14 protein-coding genes are annotated in these 18,794 nt (G+C 58.5%); 6 read left to right on the forward strand and 8 right to left on the reverse strand.

Features of this window, described 5'->3' with window-relative positions:
* Positions 1-104 precede the first annotated feature (104 nt).
* From GOX63_RS18015 to GOX63_RS18040, 6 genes are all read right to left on the reverse strand, one after another.
* Positions 105-2,198 carry a tetratricopeptide repeat-containing sulfotransferase family protein gene (locus tag GOX63_RS18015; protein ID WP_170327703.1) on the reverse strand — a complete coding sequence of 698 codons (2,094 nt, stop codon included), beginning with the start codon at positions 2,196-2,198 and terminating at the stop codon, positions 105-107.
* 243 nt (positions 2,199-2,441) lie between these two features.
* Positions 2,442-4,133, reverse strand: a complete 1,692-nt coding sequence (locus GOX63_RS18020) for a BCCT family transporter (protein WP_170546695.1) — start codon at positions 4,131-4,133, stop codon at positions 2,442-2,444.
* Between the two features lie 143 nt (positions 4,134-4,276).
* Positions 4,277-5,701, reverse strand: coding sequence for a carnitine 3-dehydrogenase (locus GOX63_RS18025; protein WP_170327701.1), 1,425 nt, complete (start codon positions 5,699-5,701; stop codon positions 4,277-4,279).
* On the reverse strand, positions 5,698-6,462 hold the full coding sequence (locus GOX63_RS18030) for an SDR family oxidoreductase (RefSeq protein ID WP_170546698.1): 765 nt from the start codon (positions 6,460-6,462) through the stop codon (positions 5,698-5,700). The genes GOX63_RS18025 and GOX63_RS18030 overlap by 4 nt, the downstream gene beginning before the upstream one ends.
* Positions 6,459-7,388, reverse strand: a complete 930-nt coding sequence (locus GOX63_RS18035; protein WP_170327699.1) for a 3-keto-5-aminohexanoate cleavage protein — start codon at positions 7,386-7,388, stop codon at positions 6,459-6,461. The genes GOX63_RS18030 and GOX63_RS18035 overlap by 4 nt, the downstream gene beginning before the upstream one ends.
* A 16-nt stretch (positions 7,389-7,404) precedes the next feature.
* Complete coding sequence (locus GOX63_RS18040) at positions 7,405-9,351, reverse strand: acetoacetate--CoA ligase (protein ID WP_170327698.1); 1,947 nt, start codon at positions 9,349-9,351, stop codon at positions 7,405-7,407.
* Positions 9,352-9,465: 114 nt separating this feature from the next.
* On the opposite strand from GOX63_RS18040, the gene GOX63_RS18045 reads away from it, so the two are divergent.
* The 6 genes from GOX63_RS18045 to arcC all read left to right on the forward strand — a co-directional run bounded on the left by GOX63_RS18045 (position 9,466) and on the right by arcC (position 16,665).
* Positions 9,466-10,407, forward strand: coding sequence for a GlxA family transcriptional regulator (locus tag GOX63_RS18045; RefSeq protein WP_254436004.1), 942 nt, complete (start codon positions 9,466-9,468; stop codon positions 10,405-10,407).
* 166 nt (positions 10,408-10,573) lie between these two features.
* Positions 10,574-12,061 carry a YfcC family protein gene (locus tag GOX63_RS18050; protein WP_170327697.1) on the forward strand — a complete coding sequence of 496 codons (1,488 nt, stop codon included), beginning with the start codon at positions 10,574-10,576 and terminating at the stop codon, positions 12,059-12,061.
* A 9-nt stretch (positions 12,062-12,070) separates the two neighbouring features.
* Complete coding sequence (locus GOX63_RS18055) at positions 12,071-13,444, forward strand: amino acid permease (RefSeq protein WP_170327696.1); 1,374 nt, start codon at positions 12,071-12,073, stop codon at positions 13,442-13,444.
* On the forward strand, positions 13,441-14,667 hold the full coding sequence (locus GOX63_RS18060) for an arginine deiminase (protein ID WP_170327695.1): 1,227 nt from the start codon (positions 13,441-13,443) through the stop codon (positions 14,665-14,667). Before GOX63_RS18055 ends, GOX63_RS18060 begins: the two co-directional genes overlap by 4 nt.
* Before the next feature lie 57 nt (positions 14,668-14,724).
* Entirely contained in the window at positions 14,725-15,723 is a 999-nt protein-coding gene (locus tag GOX63_RS18065; RefSeq protein WP_170327694.1) for an ornithine carbamoyltransferase, read from the forward strand.
* Between the two features lie 3 nt (positions 15,724-15,726).
* Complete coding sequence (gene arcC / locus GOX63_RS18070; RefSeq protein ID WP_170327693.1) at positions 15,727-16,665, forward strand: carbamate kinase; 939 nt, start codon at positions 15,727-15,729, stop codon at positions 16,663-16,665.
* A 58-nt stretch (positions 16,666-16,723) separates the two neighbouring features.
* Here the strand turns inward: arcC and GOX63_RS18075 are convergent, their stop codons facing one another.
* Both GOX63_RS18075 and GOX63_RS18080 read right to left on the reverse strand, forming a co-directional pair.
* Positions 16,724-18,364, reverse strand: coding sequence for a tetratricopeptide repeat protein (locus GOX63_RS18075; protein WP_170327692.1), 1,641 nt, complete (start codon positions 18,362-18,364; stop codon positions 16,724-16,726).
* A 42-nt stretch (positions 18,365-18,406) separates the two neighbouring features.
* A complete protein-coding gene (locus tag GOX63_RS18080) occupies positions 18,407-18,604 on the reverse strand; it encodes a hypothetical protein (RefSeq protein WP_170327691.1) in 198 nt (65 codons plus the stop codon).
* Positions 18,605-18,794: the final 190 nt, after the last annotated feature.

Consider the following 18,794-nt stretch of genomic DNA (forward strand, 5'->3'; position numbering starts at 1 on the left):
GAACCGGTCAGACCATGAGCATTGGGGTATGGCGGATCAACCGCCCTACCCCGCCTTCATTTGAAGCGAGAGCTGCCGGGCTTTTGGCCCAGCAGGCGCGGCGTTCAGAAATCTATCGCATGGTCGCCGATTGTCTCGACCAACGGCTTCAGTTGATCTTCGTATTTCAACCATTTGGCCTTGGATGACCTGTAAAGGGGCTGGCGCACCTGCTGAACGCTCGCGGTTCGCACGCGCCGTTTGCGAGCGTGGAAGTCAAGACAGTTGCTGTCCCAGTCCAACCCGCAATAGTCCAACAGGCGCTTGGTCTGGGCTTCGATATCATCGACCAACGCTTCGTAATGAACCGTCAGAAACGCGCCTTCGGGCAGCGTGTCGTGCCAGTGGTTCATGAGGCGCACATAGTTGTTAAAGTAGCGTCCCAATTCGACCAGATCATAGCTGTGCAGCTGACTGCGCTCGAACAGGCGTGTGTAGCAGGACAGGCAGGTGTCAAACGGGTTGCGGGCGACGTGAACGATCTTGGCGTTCGGGAACAGACCGTGGATCAGGCCCAGCAGCTGAAAATTCGCGGGCATCTTGTCCACGATGTGCGGTATTGAAGGCGCGTGCGCGGTCAGAATGTCGACATAGTCCTCGGCCCGCTGATTCAGCCGGCTATCCGATAGGGCCCTGACAGTTTCCGGCACCGTGGCCGGGTTGCCATCCAAGCGGCTGAACAGGTTTTGCATGTCATTCAGCTCACCTGCGCCGAAGACATTACTGTGCGCGTCCAGAATAGACTCGGTCAGCGTTGTGCCCGATCGGGGCATCCCCAGCACAAAGATCGGCCGGTCACTGTCCACGGCACAACCGCGCAGCCTGTCCATCATCTTGCTGTCGAAGGTGGTAATCAGATCGTCCGTCAACCGATCCGTTTCCGCCGCGTCATAGTCGACCAAGCCACGCTTTAACCGGGCGCCGGTATCAAATTGCCGGAACGCCTCATCGTACCGCTTCAACTGCTCGTAACATTCGCCCATCGCATAGTGATAGGCCGCCGCTTTCTGGGGCAGCATGTCGGCAGCGGTGGGCAGAGCCGCTTCCATCTGGTGAAAGATCGGGCTGTCCGGGGTGGTCTTGTCCACCTTTGACAGCGCAAGCAACGCGCCCAGCTTGTCTTCCGCGGTCTCAGCGGCCTGTTCGAACCGGGCGCGGGCGATGTCAGCGTCACCTTGTTCCAGCGCCAGATGTCCCAGCGCCAGCAGGCTGGCCGCCATGTCCGGTTTCAGCTCCAGCCCTTTTTCATAGTTCGCAATGGCACTGGTCAGGTCGCCCAGATGAGCCTTGGCCATGGCGACGTGATGGAAGGCCACAGCGCAGTCCGGATCAAGGCGCACGGCGTTTTCGGCCTCGATCAAGGCCAGTTTGGGATGGTTCTTTTCAAACAGAACCTGTGCCAGCCCCACATAGCTTTCGGCCTTTTTCCCGTCGATCGCAATCGCGTTGCGAAAGGCGGCCTCCGCCTTGTCCAGATCGTTTTCAAGCAGGAAAATCCTGCCGAAATTCCGATGCAATTCCGCATCCTGCGGGGTGCGCTGCATCTGAGCCTCGGCCACGGTGCGGGCGTCTGAGGGGTTCTCGGCCTCGATCAGAACGGAAATCAGGTTGTTGGCGGTCTCTGTCGAGGTCGGGTTGATCCGCAGCGCCTTGCGGTAAAACTCTGCCGCTTTCGTCCTGTCGCCATTATCGCGGGCAATGCTGCCAAGGTTGTTGATGGCGCGGTCAAAATCGGGGTCCAGTGCCAGCGCGCGGTGTTGCGAGGCTTCGGCCTCGGTCAAGTTGTTCTGGTCGTAGTAAACAAGGCCGAGGTTGGAATGCGCCGCGGCACTGCCAGGCGCCAGACGGATTGCGCGGTGCCCAATCTCGACGGCTTCGTCCAGCTCACCGGCCGAGCGCAGGATTTCCACGAAATTCGCCAGAAACACGGCGTCGTTCGGCTGCAGCCGAACCGCTTCGCGCATGGCTTTGACGGCAACGTCCCCCTGCCCTGCCAGAAATGCGGTAAGGCCGACCATCTGATGCGCGTGCGCATGGGCTGGTGCGGCTTTGACAATCTCGGAAAACAACGTGGCCGCCGGTTTCAGTTCGCCCTTCTGATAATGCGACATCGCCAGTTTAAAGGCATCCTGAATAGAAATCGTTTGGCCTTGGGCCATAATGTATGCTCCGGTCTCTGATACCCCTGCACAGGCGTTAAGCGCGTGCTTTTTCTGTTCTGGTGATTGGTAAAGAGAACGCCGGACACCGTCCATCCAAAGTTGAGCGATTTCGGGGCATTTGCGCATCAAATGCGCCTGCCAGCGTAACGCGCACCATTTGAAAGCGCTGCTGGTTGGGCAAGGTCGTTGCCTTGACCACTGGGCGAAACCGCCCAGTGGAGTTTTCAATTCCGCAGGCTGTTACGCGTGCAGGTCTTGTTTAAGCCTCGTGCCATCAGGCGCAACACTCTGTTCCTGGATCGGGGCTGCCGACGGATCCTCGTTCAGCGACTTCATCAGGCCCCATACCATTGCGATCAACACGAAGGAGATCGGAAAGGCTGCAGCGATCGATGCTGTTTGCAATGCGGCCAGACCGCCCGCCAACATCAATGCAATCGCGGTCGCACCGATCCCGACGCCCCAGATGATGCGGAACTTCTTGGGTGGGTTGTCGTCGCCCATCGAAAGCATGGTGGTGATGACCAGCGTGCCCGAATCTGCCGAAGTTACGAACCACGAAAACAGCAGGATGGTCGCCAGTGCCGACATCGGCCACGCCATCCATTCCATGTCGCCCATCCACGAGGTGGTACCTAGGTTGCCGATGGTGCCGTATAGCGCGGCGGGCAGATCCCAGTTCCGCACGGTTGCAATCACACCTGCCCCGTTTTCCGAGGCCGGACCCGCACCCATGTGCAGCTCTTGCCAAATGGCATTGCCGCCAAACATGCAGAGCCAGAAGAACACCATGACGGTCGGTACAAACAGAACGCCCACCATGAATTCGCGGATCGTGCGACCGCGCGAGATGCGTGCGATGAACATGCCGACCATCGGTGCCCATGCGATCCACCAGCCCCAATAGAAGATGGTCCAGCCACCCTGCCAGGCGATATGTTCATCAGAGGATGCCGCCCAGAACCCCATCGGAACGAAGTTCCACAGGTAGTCGCCCATGGACGTCACGAAAAAGCCCATCAGCCATTGGAACGGGCCGATGATGACAAACAGCGCAAGCAGCAGGATCGACAGCCAGATATTCCATTCCGAGATGATACGGATGCCTTTGCCGACGCCCGATACGGTCGAGACGATGGCGATGATGCTGACCAAAACGATCAGGCCGATTTGCAGCGCCGTCGTTCCTTCGATGCCAAATAGCACGTTGAGGCCCGTAACCATCTGACTTGACCCCAGGCCAAGCGAGGTGGCGATCCCGAAGATCGAGCCGAACACCGCCAGCAGGTCCACAGCGTGACCCCAGGGGCCATAGATACGTTCACCGATCAGAGGGTACAGAGCCGAGCGCATGGTAAGCGGCAATTTCTTGCGGAAACCGAAATAGGCGAGGCTCAGTCCGACGAGTACATACAGCGCCCAACCATGCAGACCCCAGTGGAAATATGTGACACGCATTGCGTCAATGGCGCGTTGCATGTTCATTTCCGTGTGGCCCGCCAGATCGGCATGGGGGTTGTTCGGATAGCCCCAGACCTGGGAGTTGTCGAAGTAGAAGATCGGTTCCGCCACCCCGAAGAACAGGATGCCGATACCGATACCGGCCGAGAACAGCATGGCGACCCAGCTGAAATTCCCAAACTCTGGGCGCGAGTCATCGTCCCCCAGACGCAGTGACCCGAATTTCGAGAACATCAGCCAGAGGCAGAAAAAGAACGCGATGGCAAACAGCGTGATGTAGTAAAAGCTCAGGCCGTTTTCGATCCAGCTGCGGATGGATTTGTACAGACCGCCTGCAAATTCCACGTTCATGACCGTGAAAATGACAAAGGCTGCGATCATTCCTTTCGCTGCAATGCCCATTCCCGGGTGAAGGCCGGTGAAGAAACCCTCCTTCGCCACAAGATGTGAGTTTTGATGTTGCTCGTCCATCGAGCCCTCCCTTTCTGACAATGATCTGTCATTGATGTTTTGGTTTGGATGTCTCCCAAAAAACGGATCGGGTTCTGTTGACCCGATCCGCCAGTGAATGCCGTCTCTAAATCGGGGAGAGGAAGAGGCGGCACATGCGTTTCTTAGGCCCGCAGGCCGACGTGACGACCGACACCCTGAGGCGCAGGCAGTTTTGCGTGATCCTGAGCGTAAGTCGCGAGTTTCGCGGCCACGGCGTCGGTCGGCAGGGACGTCTTGCGTGCGTTCAGGTCCATGTGGATCAGCAGGGTTTCGACCGTGGCGGCCAGTTGGCCGTTCTCACCATAAAGGCAATGGAACAGCTGCATTTTCTTGCCTTCACCCTGCAGCACATGCGTGGTGATTTTCAGCCGGTCGCCCGCGTGCAGCTCGTCCAGGAACTGCATGTGGTTTTCAACGGTGAAATAGCTGTTGCCTGCCGCGACATAGTCCGCATCCGCGCCGATCATCTCCATGAACCGGTCGGTCGCCTGGGCCGAAGCCTCAAGGTAGTGCGCCTCGTTCATGTGGCCGTTATAGTCGGTCCAGCTTTGCGGAATGGTGCGATCCACGGTGACGGGCAGATCATCAATCGCCGGTTCGGGCATGGTGGCTTCGTGCGTGTTCAGCACGCCGCCTGCGCCGCTGCCGGTCTTCTTCAGCGCGCGCATCATGCCGATCAGGTTGTCATCGCGTAGACGTTCCAGCTCACGGATCGACATATGGCCGGATTGCGCATCGGACTGACCGGCGATCAGGTCGACCAGTTCATCGGTGAACTCGGGCACGTCCATCAACTTGGTCCAGGGCCACTGCAGGGCCGGGCCGAACTGCGCCATGAAGTGTTTCATGCCTGCTTCGCCACCGGCGATCCGATAGGTCTCGAACAGGCCCATCTGCGCCCAACGCAGGCCGAACCCCATGCGGATGACTTCGTCCAGCTCTTCTGTGGTGCAGATGCCGTCCTTTATCAGCCACAGGCCCTCGCGCCAGACAGCTTCAAGCAGACGGTCACCGATATGGGCGTCGATTTCCTTGCGGACGGTCAGCGGGTACATCCCGACCGAGCGCAGGATGTCCGATGCTGTGGCGCAGGTTTTCGCCTCACCAACCAGCTCAACCAGCGGCAGCAGGTAAACCGGGTTGAACGGGTGCGCAACAACGACGCGGCCGCCATGCTCGTTCAACTCGGAGGGCTTAAACCCCGAAGTCGACGATCCGATCACCGCCTCCGCTGGCGACAGTTCGTCAATCTGCGCGTGAATCTTGTGCTTGAGGTCCAGACGCTCTGGCACGCTTTCCTGAACCCATGAAGCACCGGCCAGCGCTTCGCCCATGTCGTCATGAAAGGTCAATGTACCTTCGGCAGGCATCGCCTTGTCATAGAGCGCAGGCAGGGCGCGGCGGGCGTTCGCCAGCACTTCGCCGATCTTGCGCTCTGCTTCGGGGTCCGGGTCAAAAACTGATACGTTCCAGCCGTTCAGCAGGAACCGGGCGACCCAGCCTCCGCCGATCACGCCGCCGCCGACGATGGTTGCTTTTTGTGTCATGGTGCAAGTGTCTCCGTATGGCCATCAACGGACAGGACCTGTCCAGAAATTTTGTTACCTGCCTCCGAGGCAAGAAAATGGATGCTATTTGCGATGTCCTGCGCTTTGACCCATGTTTTCATGGACACGCCGGTCACATAAGACGCGCGAACGGTGTCTTCGCTTTCGCCACGTGCTGCGGCTTCGTTGGCAATCACGCGGTCCATCCGCTCGCCTTCGACCGCGCCGGGGCAGATCGCGTTCACGCGGATGCCGAACGGTCCCAACTCCATCGCCAGCGTTTTCGTCATACCCACGACGGCCCATTTCGCCGCCGCATAGGGCGAGCGCAGCGGATAGCCCATGATGCCAGCTGTCGATGAGGTCATTGCGATCAACCCGCTTTTCTGCGCTTTCATCACCCGTGCCGCCCACCGGCAGGTCAGGTAAGACCCGTGTACGTTGGTGGCGACACATTGTTGCCAGGCGTCATAATCAAGGTCTTCGATCGGACCGGCAGGACCACCGGTGCCAGCATTGGCACAGACCACGTCAATGCCGCCCCAATCGACTTCAAGCCCGCTTAGAAATGCGTCCATTCCTGCTTCGGAGGTCACGTCGACAACCGAAGCCACAGCGTCGGGGTGGCTTTGCGCAAATTCGGCAACGGCTGTTGGGTCTGCATCACAGATCGCAACGCGGCAACCATCTTCAAGAAAGCGTTCGGCAATGGCGCGACCAATTCCAGCCGCGCCTGCTGTTACGAGAACGCGTTGCGTCATGCCGCAACGCCCTTGGCGACGGGTGCGCGCTTGGTCAGGCCCAGCTTTTCACGCACGGCGTCGGGGCCGATGATCTTGGCGCCCATGTTTTCGATCACGGTCACGGCGCGCTCGACCAGTTGCGCGTTGGTGGCCAGAACACCCTTGTCCAGGAACAGGTTGTCTTCCAGACCGACGCGGACATTGCCGCCTGCCAGAACCGACTGCGCGGCATAAGGCATCTGGTCGCGGCCCAGCGAGAATGCCGACCAGGTCCAGTCGGACGGCACATTGTTAACCATCGCCATGAAGGTGTTGATGTCGTTCGGCGCACCCCACGGCACACCCATGCACAGTTGCACCAGCGCGTTCGGTTCCAGAATGCCCTCTTTCACCAGCTGTTTGGCGAACCACAGGTGGCCAGTGTCAAAGGCTTCGATTTCCGGCTTCACGCCGAGATCGGTCATCATCTGACCCATCGCCCGCAGCATCCCGGGGGTGTTGGTCATCACATAATCGGCCTCGGCAAAGTTCATGGTGCCGCAATCCAGGGTGCAGATCTCGGGCAGGCATTCGGCGATATGCGCCATCCGCTCGGTCGCACCAATCATGTCAGTCGCTGCTTCGTTGACCGGGAACGGGCTTTCGGTCGAGCCGAACACGATGTCGCCGCCCATACCGGCGGTCAGGTTCAGAACCACATCCACCTCGGCATCGCGGACCCGGTCGGTCAGCTCGCGATACAGGCCCAGATCACGCGACGGCGCACCGGTTTCAGGGTCACGCACGTGGCAGTGCACAACGGCAGCACCCGCCTTGGCCGCATCGATGGCCGAGTTCGCGATCTGCTCGGGAGAGCGCGGAACATGGGGGGATTTGTCTTGAGTGCCGCCCGAACCGGTCACGGCGCAGGTGATGAAAACTTCACGATTCATTGCGAGAGGCATGATGAGTATCCTTCAATCAACATTTAAGGTCAGGGTGGTCCGTGAATTGTGCCAGCGCGCCGGGATTGATCAGGCCGGTCAGGTCACGGATGGGTTGGTTGTTAACGGCATCCCGCACGGCCAGTTCGGCGGTTTTGCCGGATTTCGTACGCGGGATATCCGCGACTTTGATGATCTTTGCCGGGACGTGCCGCGGTGAGGCATTGGTGCGGATTTCGGATTTGATCCGGGACACCAATTCGCAATCAAGGGTCACATCCGTGGGAGTGGTCACGAACAGGACGACACGCACATCATTGTTGATGTTCTGGCCGACAACGACCGAGTCCTCGACCTGTTCGATCTTGTCCAGCTGCCGGTATATCTCGGCGGTGCCGATCCGGATGCCGCCGGGGTTCAGCGTCGCGTCCGACCGGCCCAGAACGACATAGCCACCTTGGTTCGTCTGGATGGTGAAGTCGCCCTGCCGCCAAATGTTCGGGTAAGTTTCGAAATAGCTGGAGCGATACCGCGACTGTCCCGGATCGTTCAGGAAACGGGTAGGCATCGACGGGTGCGCATTGCGGCAGACCAGTTCTCCGGCCAAACCTGACACCGGGTTGCCATCAGCATCCAGCGTAGCCACGTCCAACCCCAGCATCGGGGCCTGAATCTCGCCCTTGTGAACCGGAAGCGTGGGGCAGCCGCCGATGAAGCAGCCCAGAATATCCGTGCCACCGCAGATCGAGGCCAGCTGCACATCTGCTTTCCAGTCCCGGTACACATGGTCAAACCCGTCCGGAGACAAGGGCGAACCGGTCGACAGCACTACACGAAGGAAAGGAAGAGAGTGACTGTCGACCGGCCGAACACCGCGTTTGAGCGCGGCATCTATGAATTTCGCCGAGATTCCGAAATGAGTGACCTGCTCCGCCTCGACCAGGTCGAACAGGCGGGTGATACCCGGATAGGCCGGGTTGCCATCGAACAGGATGATAGCGGCCTCAGAGGCCAGCGCGGCAACCTGCCAATTCCACATCATCCAGTTGCAGGTGCTGTAATAGAACATCCGGTCGCCCGCGCGCAGGTCGCAATGCAACTGTTGCTCGACCAACATGCGCAGCAGGGTGCCACCGCCCGAATGCTCGATGCATTTCGGTTTGCCCGTCGTGCCAGACGAGAACATCACGTAAAGAGGATCGCGGAACCCCATCGGACGGCAGTTCAGCGTGGGCGCGTCAGTGGGCTTGAAGCTGTCATAGGCGGTCGTGCCTTCGGGCAGGTCAGCCCCGTCCTTTGCATAGGGCCAGACGATGACCTGTTCGATCGTCGGCACGCGGGATGTGACAGTGGCGATGGCCTCACGGGTATCAAAAACCTTGCCATTGTAGAAATAGCCGTCGGCGGCGAACATCAGTTTCGGCGCGATCTGCCCGAAACGGTCCACGACCACGTCCGGCCCGCTTTCCGGCGCGCAAGAGGACCACACCGCCCCCAACGACGCCGTCGCCAACATGGCCGCCACGGTCTGCGGCATGTTCGGGACATAGCCCACGACGTGGTCGCCCGCGACAATGCCCGCGTCTTTCAGGGCGGCGGCCAGACGCTCGACTTCCTGCTTCAGCTCGGCGCGGCTCCACCGCAGGCGGCGACCGTCTTCGCCGTAGAAGATGATGGCATCGCGGTCGTCGGGATTCTTCAGAAAGGTCTCGACAATGTTCAGGCGTGCCTCGGGGAAGAACCGGACATTCAGAGGATCGGCGTCTGGGATCAGCGCCGCGTCCCCTGCTTCGCCGACCAGACCGCAGAATTCCCATGCAAGACGCCAGAATGCGCCGGGCTGATCCACCGACCAGCGATGCAAATCCGCGTGGGCGTTAAACGCCTTTCCCGCCTGCTGGCTTGCAAGGTCGCGAAACGCAGCAAGCCGGGTTTGCGAGATTTGTTCGACACTGGGTGTCCAGAGAAGGTCAGCATCCAGCATGGTGAAACAGGCCTCCGGTCGGCAGAAAGTGTGAATCGTCTGGTGACGAATTGACGCGAAGCTACTTTCAACTTTCCTGCGGAAACGATACAATTTTCGTCAGGAGGAATACATTTGTCGTCAGAATCACACGAAAAGTTCGAATTCCTGCTGCTGGACGGGTTTTCAAACATGGTTCTGGCCAGCGCGCTGGAACCTCTGCGCGACGTCAAAATGCGCGCGATGTTCGCCAGTCTGGATTGGGAGGTCACAACTCTGGATGGCCTGACCGTGACCAGCTCGAGCAAGTTGAAGCTTTCGCCGGACAGACGGTTTGACCCCGACCAGACCAAAGGCACACTTGTCATCGTGGCCGGTTACAGTGTGCGCGAACAGGTCAACCGGGAACTGGTTTCGTTGATCCGGGTGGCTTCCCGTAACGCGCGGCGTGTGCTGGCGCTGGATACGGCATCGTGGCTGCTGGCCGAAGCGGGGATTTTGGACGGCCATAGCGCAACCATCCACTGGCAGGAGCTGGATGCATTCGAGGAGGCCTTTCCAAACGTGGATGTTTCCAACGCCCGGTTTGTACGATCGGGGCCTTTCATGACATGCGGTGGGGCCAGCACCGCGTTGGAAATGGTTCTTGAACTTATCCAGGACACGTTTGGCCCGGCAGCGGCATTTGACGCGTCGAGCATGTTCCTTTTCGATCCCGCCCGCCAAAAGGATCAACAGCGCGGCGCTGCCTGGTTGCGCGACCGCGGATCACCCAAACTGCTGAATGCGCTCAACATCATCGCAGAGAATGTCGAACACCCCCTGACCACATTCGAACTGGCCGAACGTGTTTCGTTGTCAGAACGGACCCTGAACCGGGCATTCGCGCAGGAACTGGGGATGACGACCGGAAAATACTACAAGCTCTATCGCCTGCAGCACGCGCGATACCTGGCGCAGGAAACGCGCCTGAGCACTGAGCAGATCGCCCTGCGATGCGGATTTTCCTGCGCGTCAGCGCTGGGTCGCTCATTCACCAAAGAATTTGGCAGGCCAATCAGCACGTTCCGTTCCTGATGCCTCATCTTTCAGGCGAGTAGCAGGGCTACAGCGATCGGTACCAAGGTGCTCCCACGTCAGCGTTACAAATTGTTGACGTAAACGAAAATCTGTCATCTTAGTATTAATTTGATACCATAAAATTCGAATGTTTGAAAAAGATACCGCATAGCGAAGGTTCTTTATGTCGAAGTTCAAATTTCCTACCGCGTTCACGATCCTGTTCATCCTGATTGCCGTTGTGGCCGCCCTGACTTGGGTCATTCCCGCCGGTGAATACGAACGCCAGATGAACGAAGCGCTTGGCAGCGAGGCACCGGTTCCAGGCACCTATCACGAGGTTGAGGCAAACCCGCAGGGGATTACCTCGGTCATTCTGGCCCCTATCGCGGGGATGTATGACCCGAGCCTTCTGGGCAGTTCGTCGAGTGCCGCAATTGATGTTGCGTTCTTCGTTCTGATTATTGGCGGCTTCCTTATGGTTGTGACGAAAACGGGCGCGATCGATGCGGGGATTGGGTGGTTGTTGCATCGGCTTGCGGGGCGGGAAATCCTGATGATCCCGATCCTGATGACCGCCTTTGCCTTTGGTGGAACAAGTTACGGCATGGCCGAAGAGTCGCTGGCCTTTTACGCGTTGGTTATTCCAGTGTTCATCCGGGCGGGGTACGATTCATTGACTGGCGTTGCGGTGATCATGCTGGGCGCGGGCATCGGAACGCTTGGATCGACCTTCAACGCCTTCGCAACCGTTGTCGCCTCACAGGGGGCCGGTATTCCGTTCACCAACGGGATCGTGCTGCGGTTCATCATTTTGGCCTTGTGCCTGGGCGCCGGGATCGCGTTCGTCATGCGCTATGCGTCGCGGGTCAAGGCCGACCCCTCGCGGTCCGTTGTGGCGGATCAGGCCGAGTCGAACCGGGCGCATTTCCTTAAAGGGTCCCAAGACGATGACGCCTTCCCCGAGATGACCCGCATCCGGTCGGTCATCCTGATACTATTCGGCCTGACATTTGCCATCATGATCTATGGCGTGGTCGCGCTGGGGTGGTGGATGGCCGAGATGTCGGGCCTGTTTCTGGTCATGTCGATCATCGTCTGGTGGGTCGGCAAGCTGGACGAAGGGTCGCGCATGGATGAGGCGGCCTTTGTCGACACCTTCGTTGATGGGGCTCGCGACCTGCTGGCCGTCGCGCTGATCATCGGAGTCGCGCGCGGTGTGGTCGTCATCATGGACGCGGGCAAGATCACCGATACGATCCTGGCCAGCGCCGAGGGGTTTGTCTCGGGGCTCAGCGAGTTTGCCTTCATCAACGCCATGTTTGGCATTCAGATTCTGATGTCGTTCCTTGTGCCCTCGTCCTCGGGGCTGGCGACGCTGTCGATGCCGATCATGGCGCCGCTGGCCGACTTTGCGGGCGTCGGGCGCGATCTGGTCGTGACTGCATACCAGTCGGCGAACGGCTGGGTGAACCTGTTCAACCCAACCTTTGCGGTGGTCATGGGTGGTTTGGCCATCGGGAGGGTTTCTTATGACCGCTGGCTACGCTTCATTTTCCCGCTGCTGCTCATTCTGGCCGTCATCATCTGCGCGGCACTGACGGTTGGCGCGATGGTGGATCCGGGCATAGACGGGCCAGCGACTGAGACCTCGGACAGCACAGCGAACTGAGGTTTCGCCATGACCGATCAGACCTCAGCCAAGACGACATCCGGCGCCCTCGGGCTGACCGCATGTATCGCCTTGGTCGTAGGGAACATGATCGGGTCCGGAGTGTTTCTGCTGCCGGCCTCGCTGGCTCCGCTTGGCCCGATTGCAATCGGCGGATGGGTTCTGACCTCGGCGGGCGCGCTCGTACTGGCGATCATTTTCGGGCGCCTGTCGCGGATCGTCTCTAAACCCGGAGGACCTTACGCCTATTCCCAAGAAGCCTTCGGGGATTTCGCCGGGTTCATCATTGCCTGGGGGTATTGGATCGCGCTCTGGACCGGGAACGCGGCAGTCGCCGTTGCGCTAGTGGGGTATTTGGGCTTCCTGTTCCCGATCATCGTGGAGGTTCCGATGTACGGGCTGGCCACCGCGCTGGTTGCGATCTGGTCCCTGACGCTGATCAACATTCGAGGCGTCGAAGGCGCCGGAGCGGTGCAGGTCGTGACCACAGTTTTGAAGCTCGCACCGTTGCTTCTGATCGGCATTCTGGGCGTTTTCTGGATCGAACCTGCAAACTACATCCCGATCAACCACAGTGGAACAACGGCGTTTTCGGCGATCTCGGCGGCGGCGGCGTTAACGCTCTGGGCCTATCTGGGTCTTGAATCTGCCACTGTGCCCTCGGGCGATGTGATCGAGCCGGAAAAGACCATCCCGCGGGCTACCGTCATCGGCGTGATCATCGCCGCGGCGGTCTATATCTCGGTCACCGCTGTTTCGATGGGGGTTCTGCCTCCGCATATCCTCGCGGAATCTGCCGCCCCTCTGGCCGCGGTCGCAGAGATTATGTTCGGCCCGTTCGGGGCCATTCTCATTGCCTGCGGTGCGGTAATCTCGACATTCGGAACACTCAACGGATTCACACTGCTCAGCGGTCAGGTCCCTTACGGCGCCGCGCTGGATCGGGTATTCCCTGCCACGTTTGCGCAGAAATCAAAGTTCGGGACACCTGCCAACGCGCTGATATTGTCGAACGTGCTGGCTTCGGTCCTGATCATCTTGAACTACGCCCAGGGCCTCGTGGCCGCGTTCAATTTCGTCATCCTGCTAGCCGTTGTCGCAAGCCTTCTTCCCTATGCCATCTGTTCCGTTGCAGAGATCATGATCCGCCTGAAAGGCGGAGAGCTGCTGCGCGGCCCTGAACTGGCCAAGGTGGTCGTGCTTGGCGCGCTGGGGTTCATCTATTCGGTCTGGGCCTTCATCGGATCAGGGGCCGAAACCGTTCTGATCGGCACCGTCCTGTTACTGGCGGGTGTGCCGATCCATGTCTGGGTCCGCTGGAGCCAGGCAAAGGAAGCAGAAGACATTCAGAAAAATGATGCCTCGAAAGGAGAGTTGCCATGAAATTCGGCGTTCATTCCGAGATCGGAAAGCTCAACAAGGTGATCGTCTCGCGTCCCTCACTGGCGCATGACCGCCTGACACCGCGAAACTGCGAAGAGCTTTTGTTCGACGACGTTATCTGGGTTGAACAAGCCCGCAAGGACCATGCCGAATTCTGCTCGCTGATGCGCGAACGCGGGGTCGAGGTGTATGACATTCAGGATCTGCTGGCCGAAGCGATTGCCTCAGATCCGGCGGCACGGGCCTTCCTGCTGGATCGTCTGATCACTCCGAACATGGTCGGACTTGGCTTTTCGGTCGAAATGCGGGCTTGGCTGGACGAAATGGACGCCAAATTGCTGGCGCGTCACATGCTGGGCGGGATCATCTTTGCGGACCTTCCCAAAGGCATGATCGATGAACAGTTCGGCGATCTGGTCACGCTGGGGGATTTCATCCTGCCCGCCATTCCCAATGCACAGTTCCAGCGCGACCCGTCCTGCTGGATTTTCAACGGCGTCACGACGAACCCGATGTATTGGCCCGCACGCAAGCCGGAAACCCTGATCATGCGAACCGTCTACCGGCACCACAAGATGTTCAAAAACGCCGAGTTCGAATTCTGGTGGGGCGACAGTGACGGCGATTTCGGGCTCGCCTCGGTCGAAGGCGGCGATGTTCAACCAGTCGGCAACGGCACTGTCTTTATCGGCATGGGCGAGCGAACAACCCGGCAGGCCGTGGCACAGGTGGCCGAAGCCTTGTTCCGCAAAGGCGGGGCTGAGCGTATTGTGGCTTGTGCAATGCCCAAAAGCCGCGCCGCCATGCATCTGGATACGGTCTTTACCTGCCTCGACCACGACAAGGTAACCGCATTCAAAGAGGTTGCCGATCAGATCACCTGTATCTCGATCCGCCCCGGGGATCGCGGGGAATTGGATATCCGTGTGGAAAAAGAGCACCTTTTCGACGTCTACAAAGAATCTTTGGGGCTGAACTCGCTGCAAGTCATTTCGACCGGGGGCAACGAATTTCAGGCCGAACGCGAACAATGGGACGATGGCAACAACGTCGTGGCCCTCTCACCTGGTGTTGTCGTTGGCTATGCGCGCAACACTTTCACCAACGGCAAGATGCGCGATGCGGGGATCGAGGTGATCGAAATCTCGGGACAAGAGTTGGGCCGTGGCCGCGGTGGCGGACACTGCATGACCTGCCCGATCGATCGTGACCCCGCGTACTGAATTCATGATGGGCGCGACCCCTTGCGCCCAAAGACTTTTTGTTAGGGAGAAACAAAAATGGCATTCAATCTCAAAGGCCGCAGTTATCTGAAAATTGCCGACTTCACCCAACGTGAAATGCTGTATCTGCTGGATTTGGCCCGCGACCTGAAGCGTGCAAAATACGCACGTGCCGAACAGCAGTCGCTAAAGGGGAAAAACATCTGTTTGATCTTCGAGAAAACTTCGACCCGCACCCGCTGCGCGTTTGAAGTTGCGGCTTACGATCAGGGTGCGAACATCACCTATCTTGACCCATCGGGCTCGCAGATCGGTCACAAGGAATCCATGAAAGACACCGCCCGCGTATTGGGGCGTATGTTCGACGGGATCGAGTTTCGCGGTGCGGGACAGGACATGGTTGAAACCCTGTCGGACTATGCCGGTGTGCCTGTCTACAACGGCCTGACGGATAACTGGCACCCGACCCAGATGCTCGCCGATATGCAAACCATGATCGAACATGCCGACAAACCACGCAAAGACATCGTCTATGCCTATTCAGGTGATTGCCGGTCGAACATGGGGAATTCGCTGCTGATGTTGGGTGCGATTATGGGCTGCGACGTCCGCATGATCTCACCCAAGGAAACGCAACCCCATGACGATGTGCGCGAACTGGCGATGGAACGCGCCGCAAAGTCGGGCGCGCGGGTGACGATCACCGACGATACCTCGGCCGTCGAAGGGGCTGATTTCATCCATACCGATGTCTGGGTTTCGATGGGTGAGCCGAAAGAGGTCTGGGCCGAGCGGATCAAGCTGCTGAGCCCTTATCAGGTCAACATGGACATGATGAAGAGAACCGGGAACCCGGGCGTCAAGTTCATGCACTGCCTGCCCGCCTTCCACAATCTGGAAACCAAGGTGGGACAGGATATCCACGAACAGTTCGGCATCACGGAAATGGAAGTGACAGAGGAGGTATTCGAAAGCGATATGAACATCGCTTTTGAACAGGCCGAAAACCGGATGCACACCATCAAGGCGATCCTGGTCGCCACGCTGGGGTCCTGATCCATGGGACGCGTTGTTATAGCCCTCGGCGGCAACGCGCTTCTCAAACGGGGTGAGGCCATGACGGCGGACAATCAGCGTAAGAATGCCAAGATTGCCGCCAAAGCCCTCGCTCCGCTCTGCGAAGCGCATGAGACCGTCATCACCCATGGCAATGGTCCGCAGGTCGGGATGCTGGCCCTGCAAGAGATCATGTACACCGATGTCGAGGAATACCCGCTGGACGTATTGGTCGGCGAAACCATGGGCATGATCGGTTACATGATCGAGCAGGAGTTGGGCAACATCCTGCCCTTCGAACACCACATCGCCACCTTGCTGACGATGATCGAGGTTGATCCCAACGATCCTGCCTTCGACAATCCGACCAAGTTCATCGGTCAGGTCTATTCTGAAGCCGACGCTAAGAAGGAAGCGGCCGAGAAAGGCTGGACGGTGAAACCGGACGGAGAGTATTGGCGCCGTGTCGTGCCCTCACCCCGTCCAAAGCGCATCTTTCAGGTCGAGCCGATCCGCTGGATACTTGAAAAAGGCGCAACGGTCATTGCCGCCGGTGGTGGTGGAATTCCGACGATGTACGACAAGGAGGCCGACCGAAAACTGGTGGGTGTCGAAGCCGTCATCGACAAGGATTTCGCTTCCTGCCTACTGGCCCAGAACCTTGGCGCAGATTTCTTTGTCATTGCAACAGATGCCGAGGCTGTATTCCTGAACTGGGGTGCGCCCTACCAGAAAGGTATCCGGTCAATCACGCCCGACGCTTTGGACGCATACGATTTCCCCGCCGGTTCGATGGGCCCAAAAGTGCAGGCCGCGCAGGATTTCGTGCGAGAGACCGGTGGTCGGGCCATCATTTGCGCTCTGGCCGATGTCCCCGCCGCGGTTCGAGGGGAAAAGGGCACGACTATATCTTTGGGTGTCGGGGATACGCTGTTCCACTAGGAGGCAGGCAACCGGGCTTCGTCTGCAGGGCCTGGAAACCCAGGCCCTGCACTTTTGGTCAGGAAATCCCGACCGTCCTGCAATAGCACGAGACCTTCACCGGAACTTCCGATCGCGCTGCGGCGATTTCGAAACTGCGCCGGATATGGGGCAGTTCCTGAGTCTCGTCCCGCCGTTCCAGACATTCCATTAATCCACGCAGGCTCCAGACATTGCCCGGATGCTGACAGGCTCGGCTAAGGGTTTTGTCCAGCCCCAGATCCGCCCGGTATACGCGTTCGGCCTCTTCCAACTGGTTCTGCTCCATCAACAAGGCCCCCAGAGCATGGCGCGTGGGCTGCATCCATCCCCAAGGCTCGTCATATTCAAGGGTGTCGTCCAAATGGATCGCTTCGCGCAGATGCGTAAAGGCCTGTTCGTAATTGCCTTTGTGGTATTCAAGCTCACCCAGCATCATATTCTCGGCGATTTTCAACACGTCTGATGCTAGGTTGTTCACCACTCGCCGAGACTCTGGCACCTGCGCAACCGCTTCATAGAACAGCGCTTTTTCGGCTTCGGCCTCTTGCAGGCGGTCTAGGTTGGACAGCGCAATGGTCCGTGCATATCGCAACGTCGCAATGGAATAGCTGTAGATTTCGGGCTTGTCCGGCAGAGGCTCGGCCAGAATCTCCTGCCACATGCCAAAGCGGATTTGCACATGCTGTTTGATCGACAGATAGCATTCCAGAAAATCGCCAAGTTCAATGATGACGCTTTCGGGAATGGACTGAACCATTTCGTCAGCCGTTTTCAGGGCAACGGACCGTTGCCCCTGAAACATCGCACCGTAGATTTTGAAGTGATAGTCATGCATCCGGTAGAAGGTGTAAAAGTTGTTTCCACCGCGATAGGCATAGTATCTGGCGTTCGCTTCGGAGGCCTTCTGGTTGCGTTCAACGACCATCTGGTAGTTGCCGCACAGCACATCAACATGGGTCGGCATATGCCACAGATGGCCTGAATCAGGGATCAAACCGCCTAGCGCATCGCCATGACGCAAAGCGCGCTCGGGGAAAGGCGACATTTCCAGCGTGTGAATGTACAGGTGCAGCAGACCGGCATGGTTCCAGGCCTTCGGGTCGGTTTCAAAGATGTGGTCCATCGCGGCAACGATTTCCAGAGTGTCCGCGTTTTCGGCAGGTTCCCCTGTCTGCAAGTCCCACAATTGCCATGGCGTTCGGTTCATCAGCGCCTCGACATACAGCGTGCAGACATCCAGATTGCCGGGATTGGCCTTGTAGATGTCACGCATCGCCGCGCCGAAGGCATCGTTGTAGGGGCCGAACTCCTCCACATCGGCCGAGGTCGGGTAGCGCATGAACAAAGCCTCGATCAACGCGGCCTCAAGCGGTGAAACTTCGGATTTCAGCGCGTCCGCTGCCTGCAGGGCGGAATGCGCCGTCTCAAGGACTTCTGCCCGCTCCTCGGGGCTGTAGGTGAACCACCAGCGGTTGTAGTTCGGCCCGATTGCATAGGCGATCCCCCAATGAGCCATAGCGCAGCCGGGGTCCTCTTTCAGGGCGTTTTCAAAACAGACGATGGCTTCTTCGTGATTGTAACCATAGACCCAGGCAAGCCCGCGATCGAACCACAATTGGGCCACCGGGAATTGTGTTGTGACCGGCCATGAATAGTTTCCCAAATCAAAATACTGCATATCTTCAACCCTTTCTGCCAATTGATCACAGGGCAGAGTGTTTCAGGCGTCCTCGTAGCCAAGCCCGGGGTCGAAATGCCAATATTGCACCGGTGCGATGGCTGGCCGGTTCATGACCGCTTGGACAATGGACCGGATCTTTGGAACACGCTGCCCCAAACAGGTGGTGTCGCCTTCCCATTGGAACAGCATCTGGAGAAATATGTCCAATGTGCTGGTTTTCGCCGTCCAGCGTTTCACTGGGTCCCGCTCGGAATAACCGGAAGGCGATCGTTATCTGGCAGATCGTGCGGAGCGCAACACGTTATCAGATTGAAGCCCACCTAGGGGATCAAATGTATTTTAAAATCTGACGCTTAGATCGACTTAACCTTCCCAACGGGCAACGGCTTTGATCTAAAACCTACCGCCCTTTGGCACTCGCAAGAAG

Source organism: Ruegeria arenilitoris (genome assembly GCF_013031355.1).
Classification (GTDB): Bacteria; Pseudomonadota; Alphaproteobacteria; order Rhodobacterales; family Rhodobacteraceae; genus Ruegeria; species Ruegeria arenilitoris_C.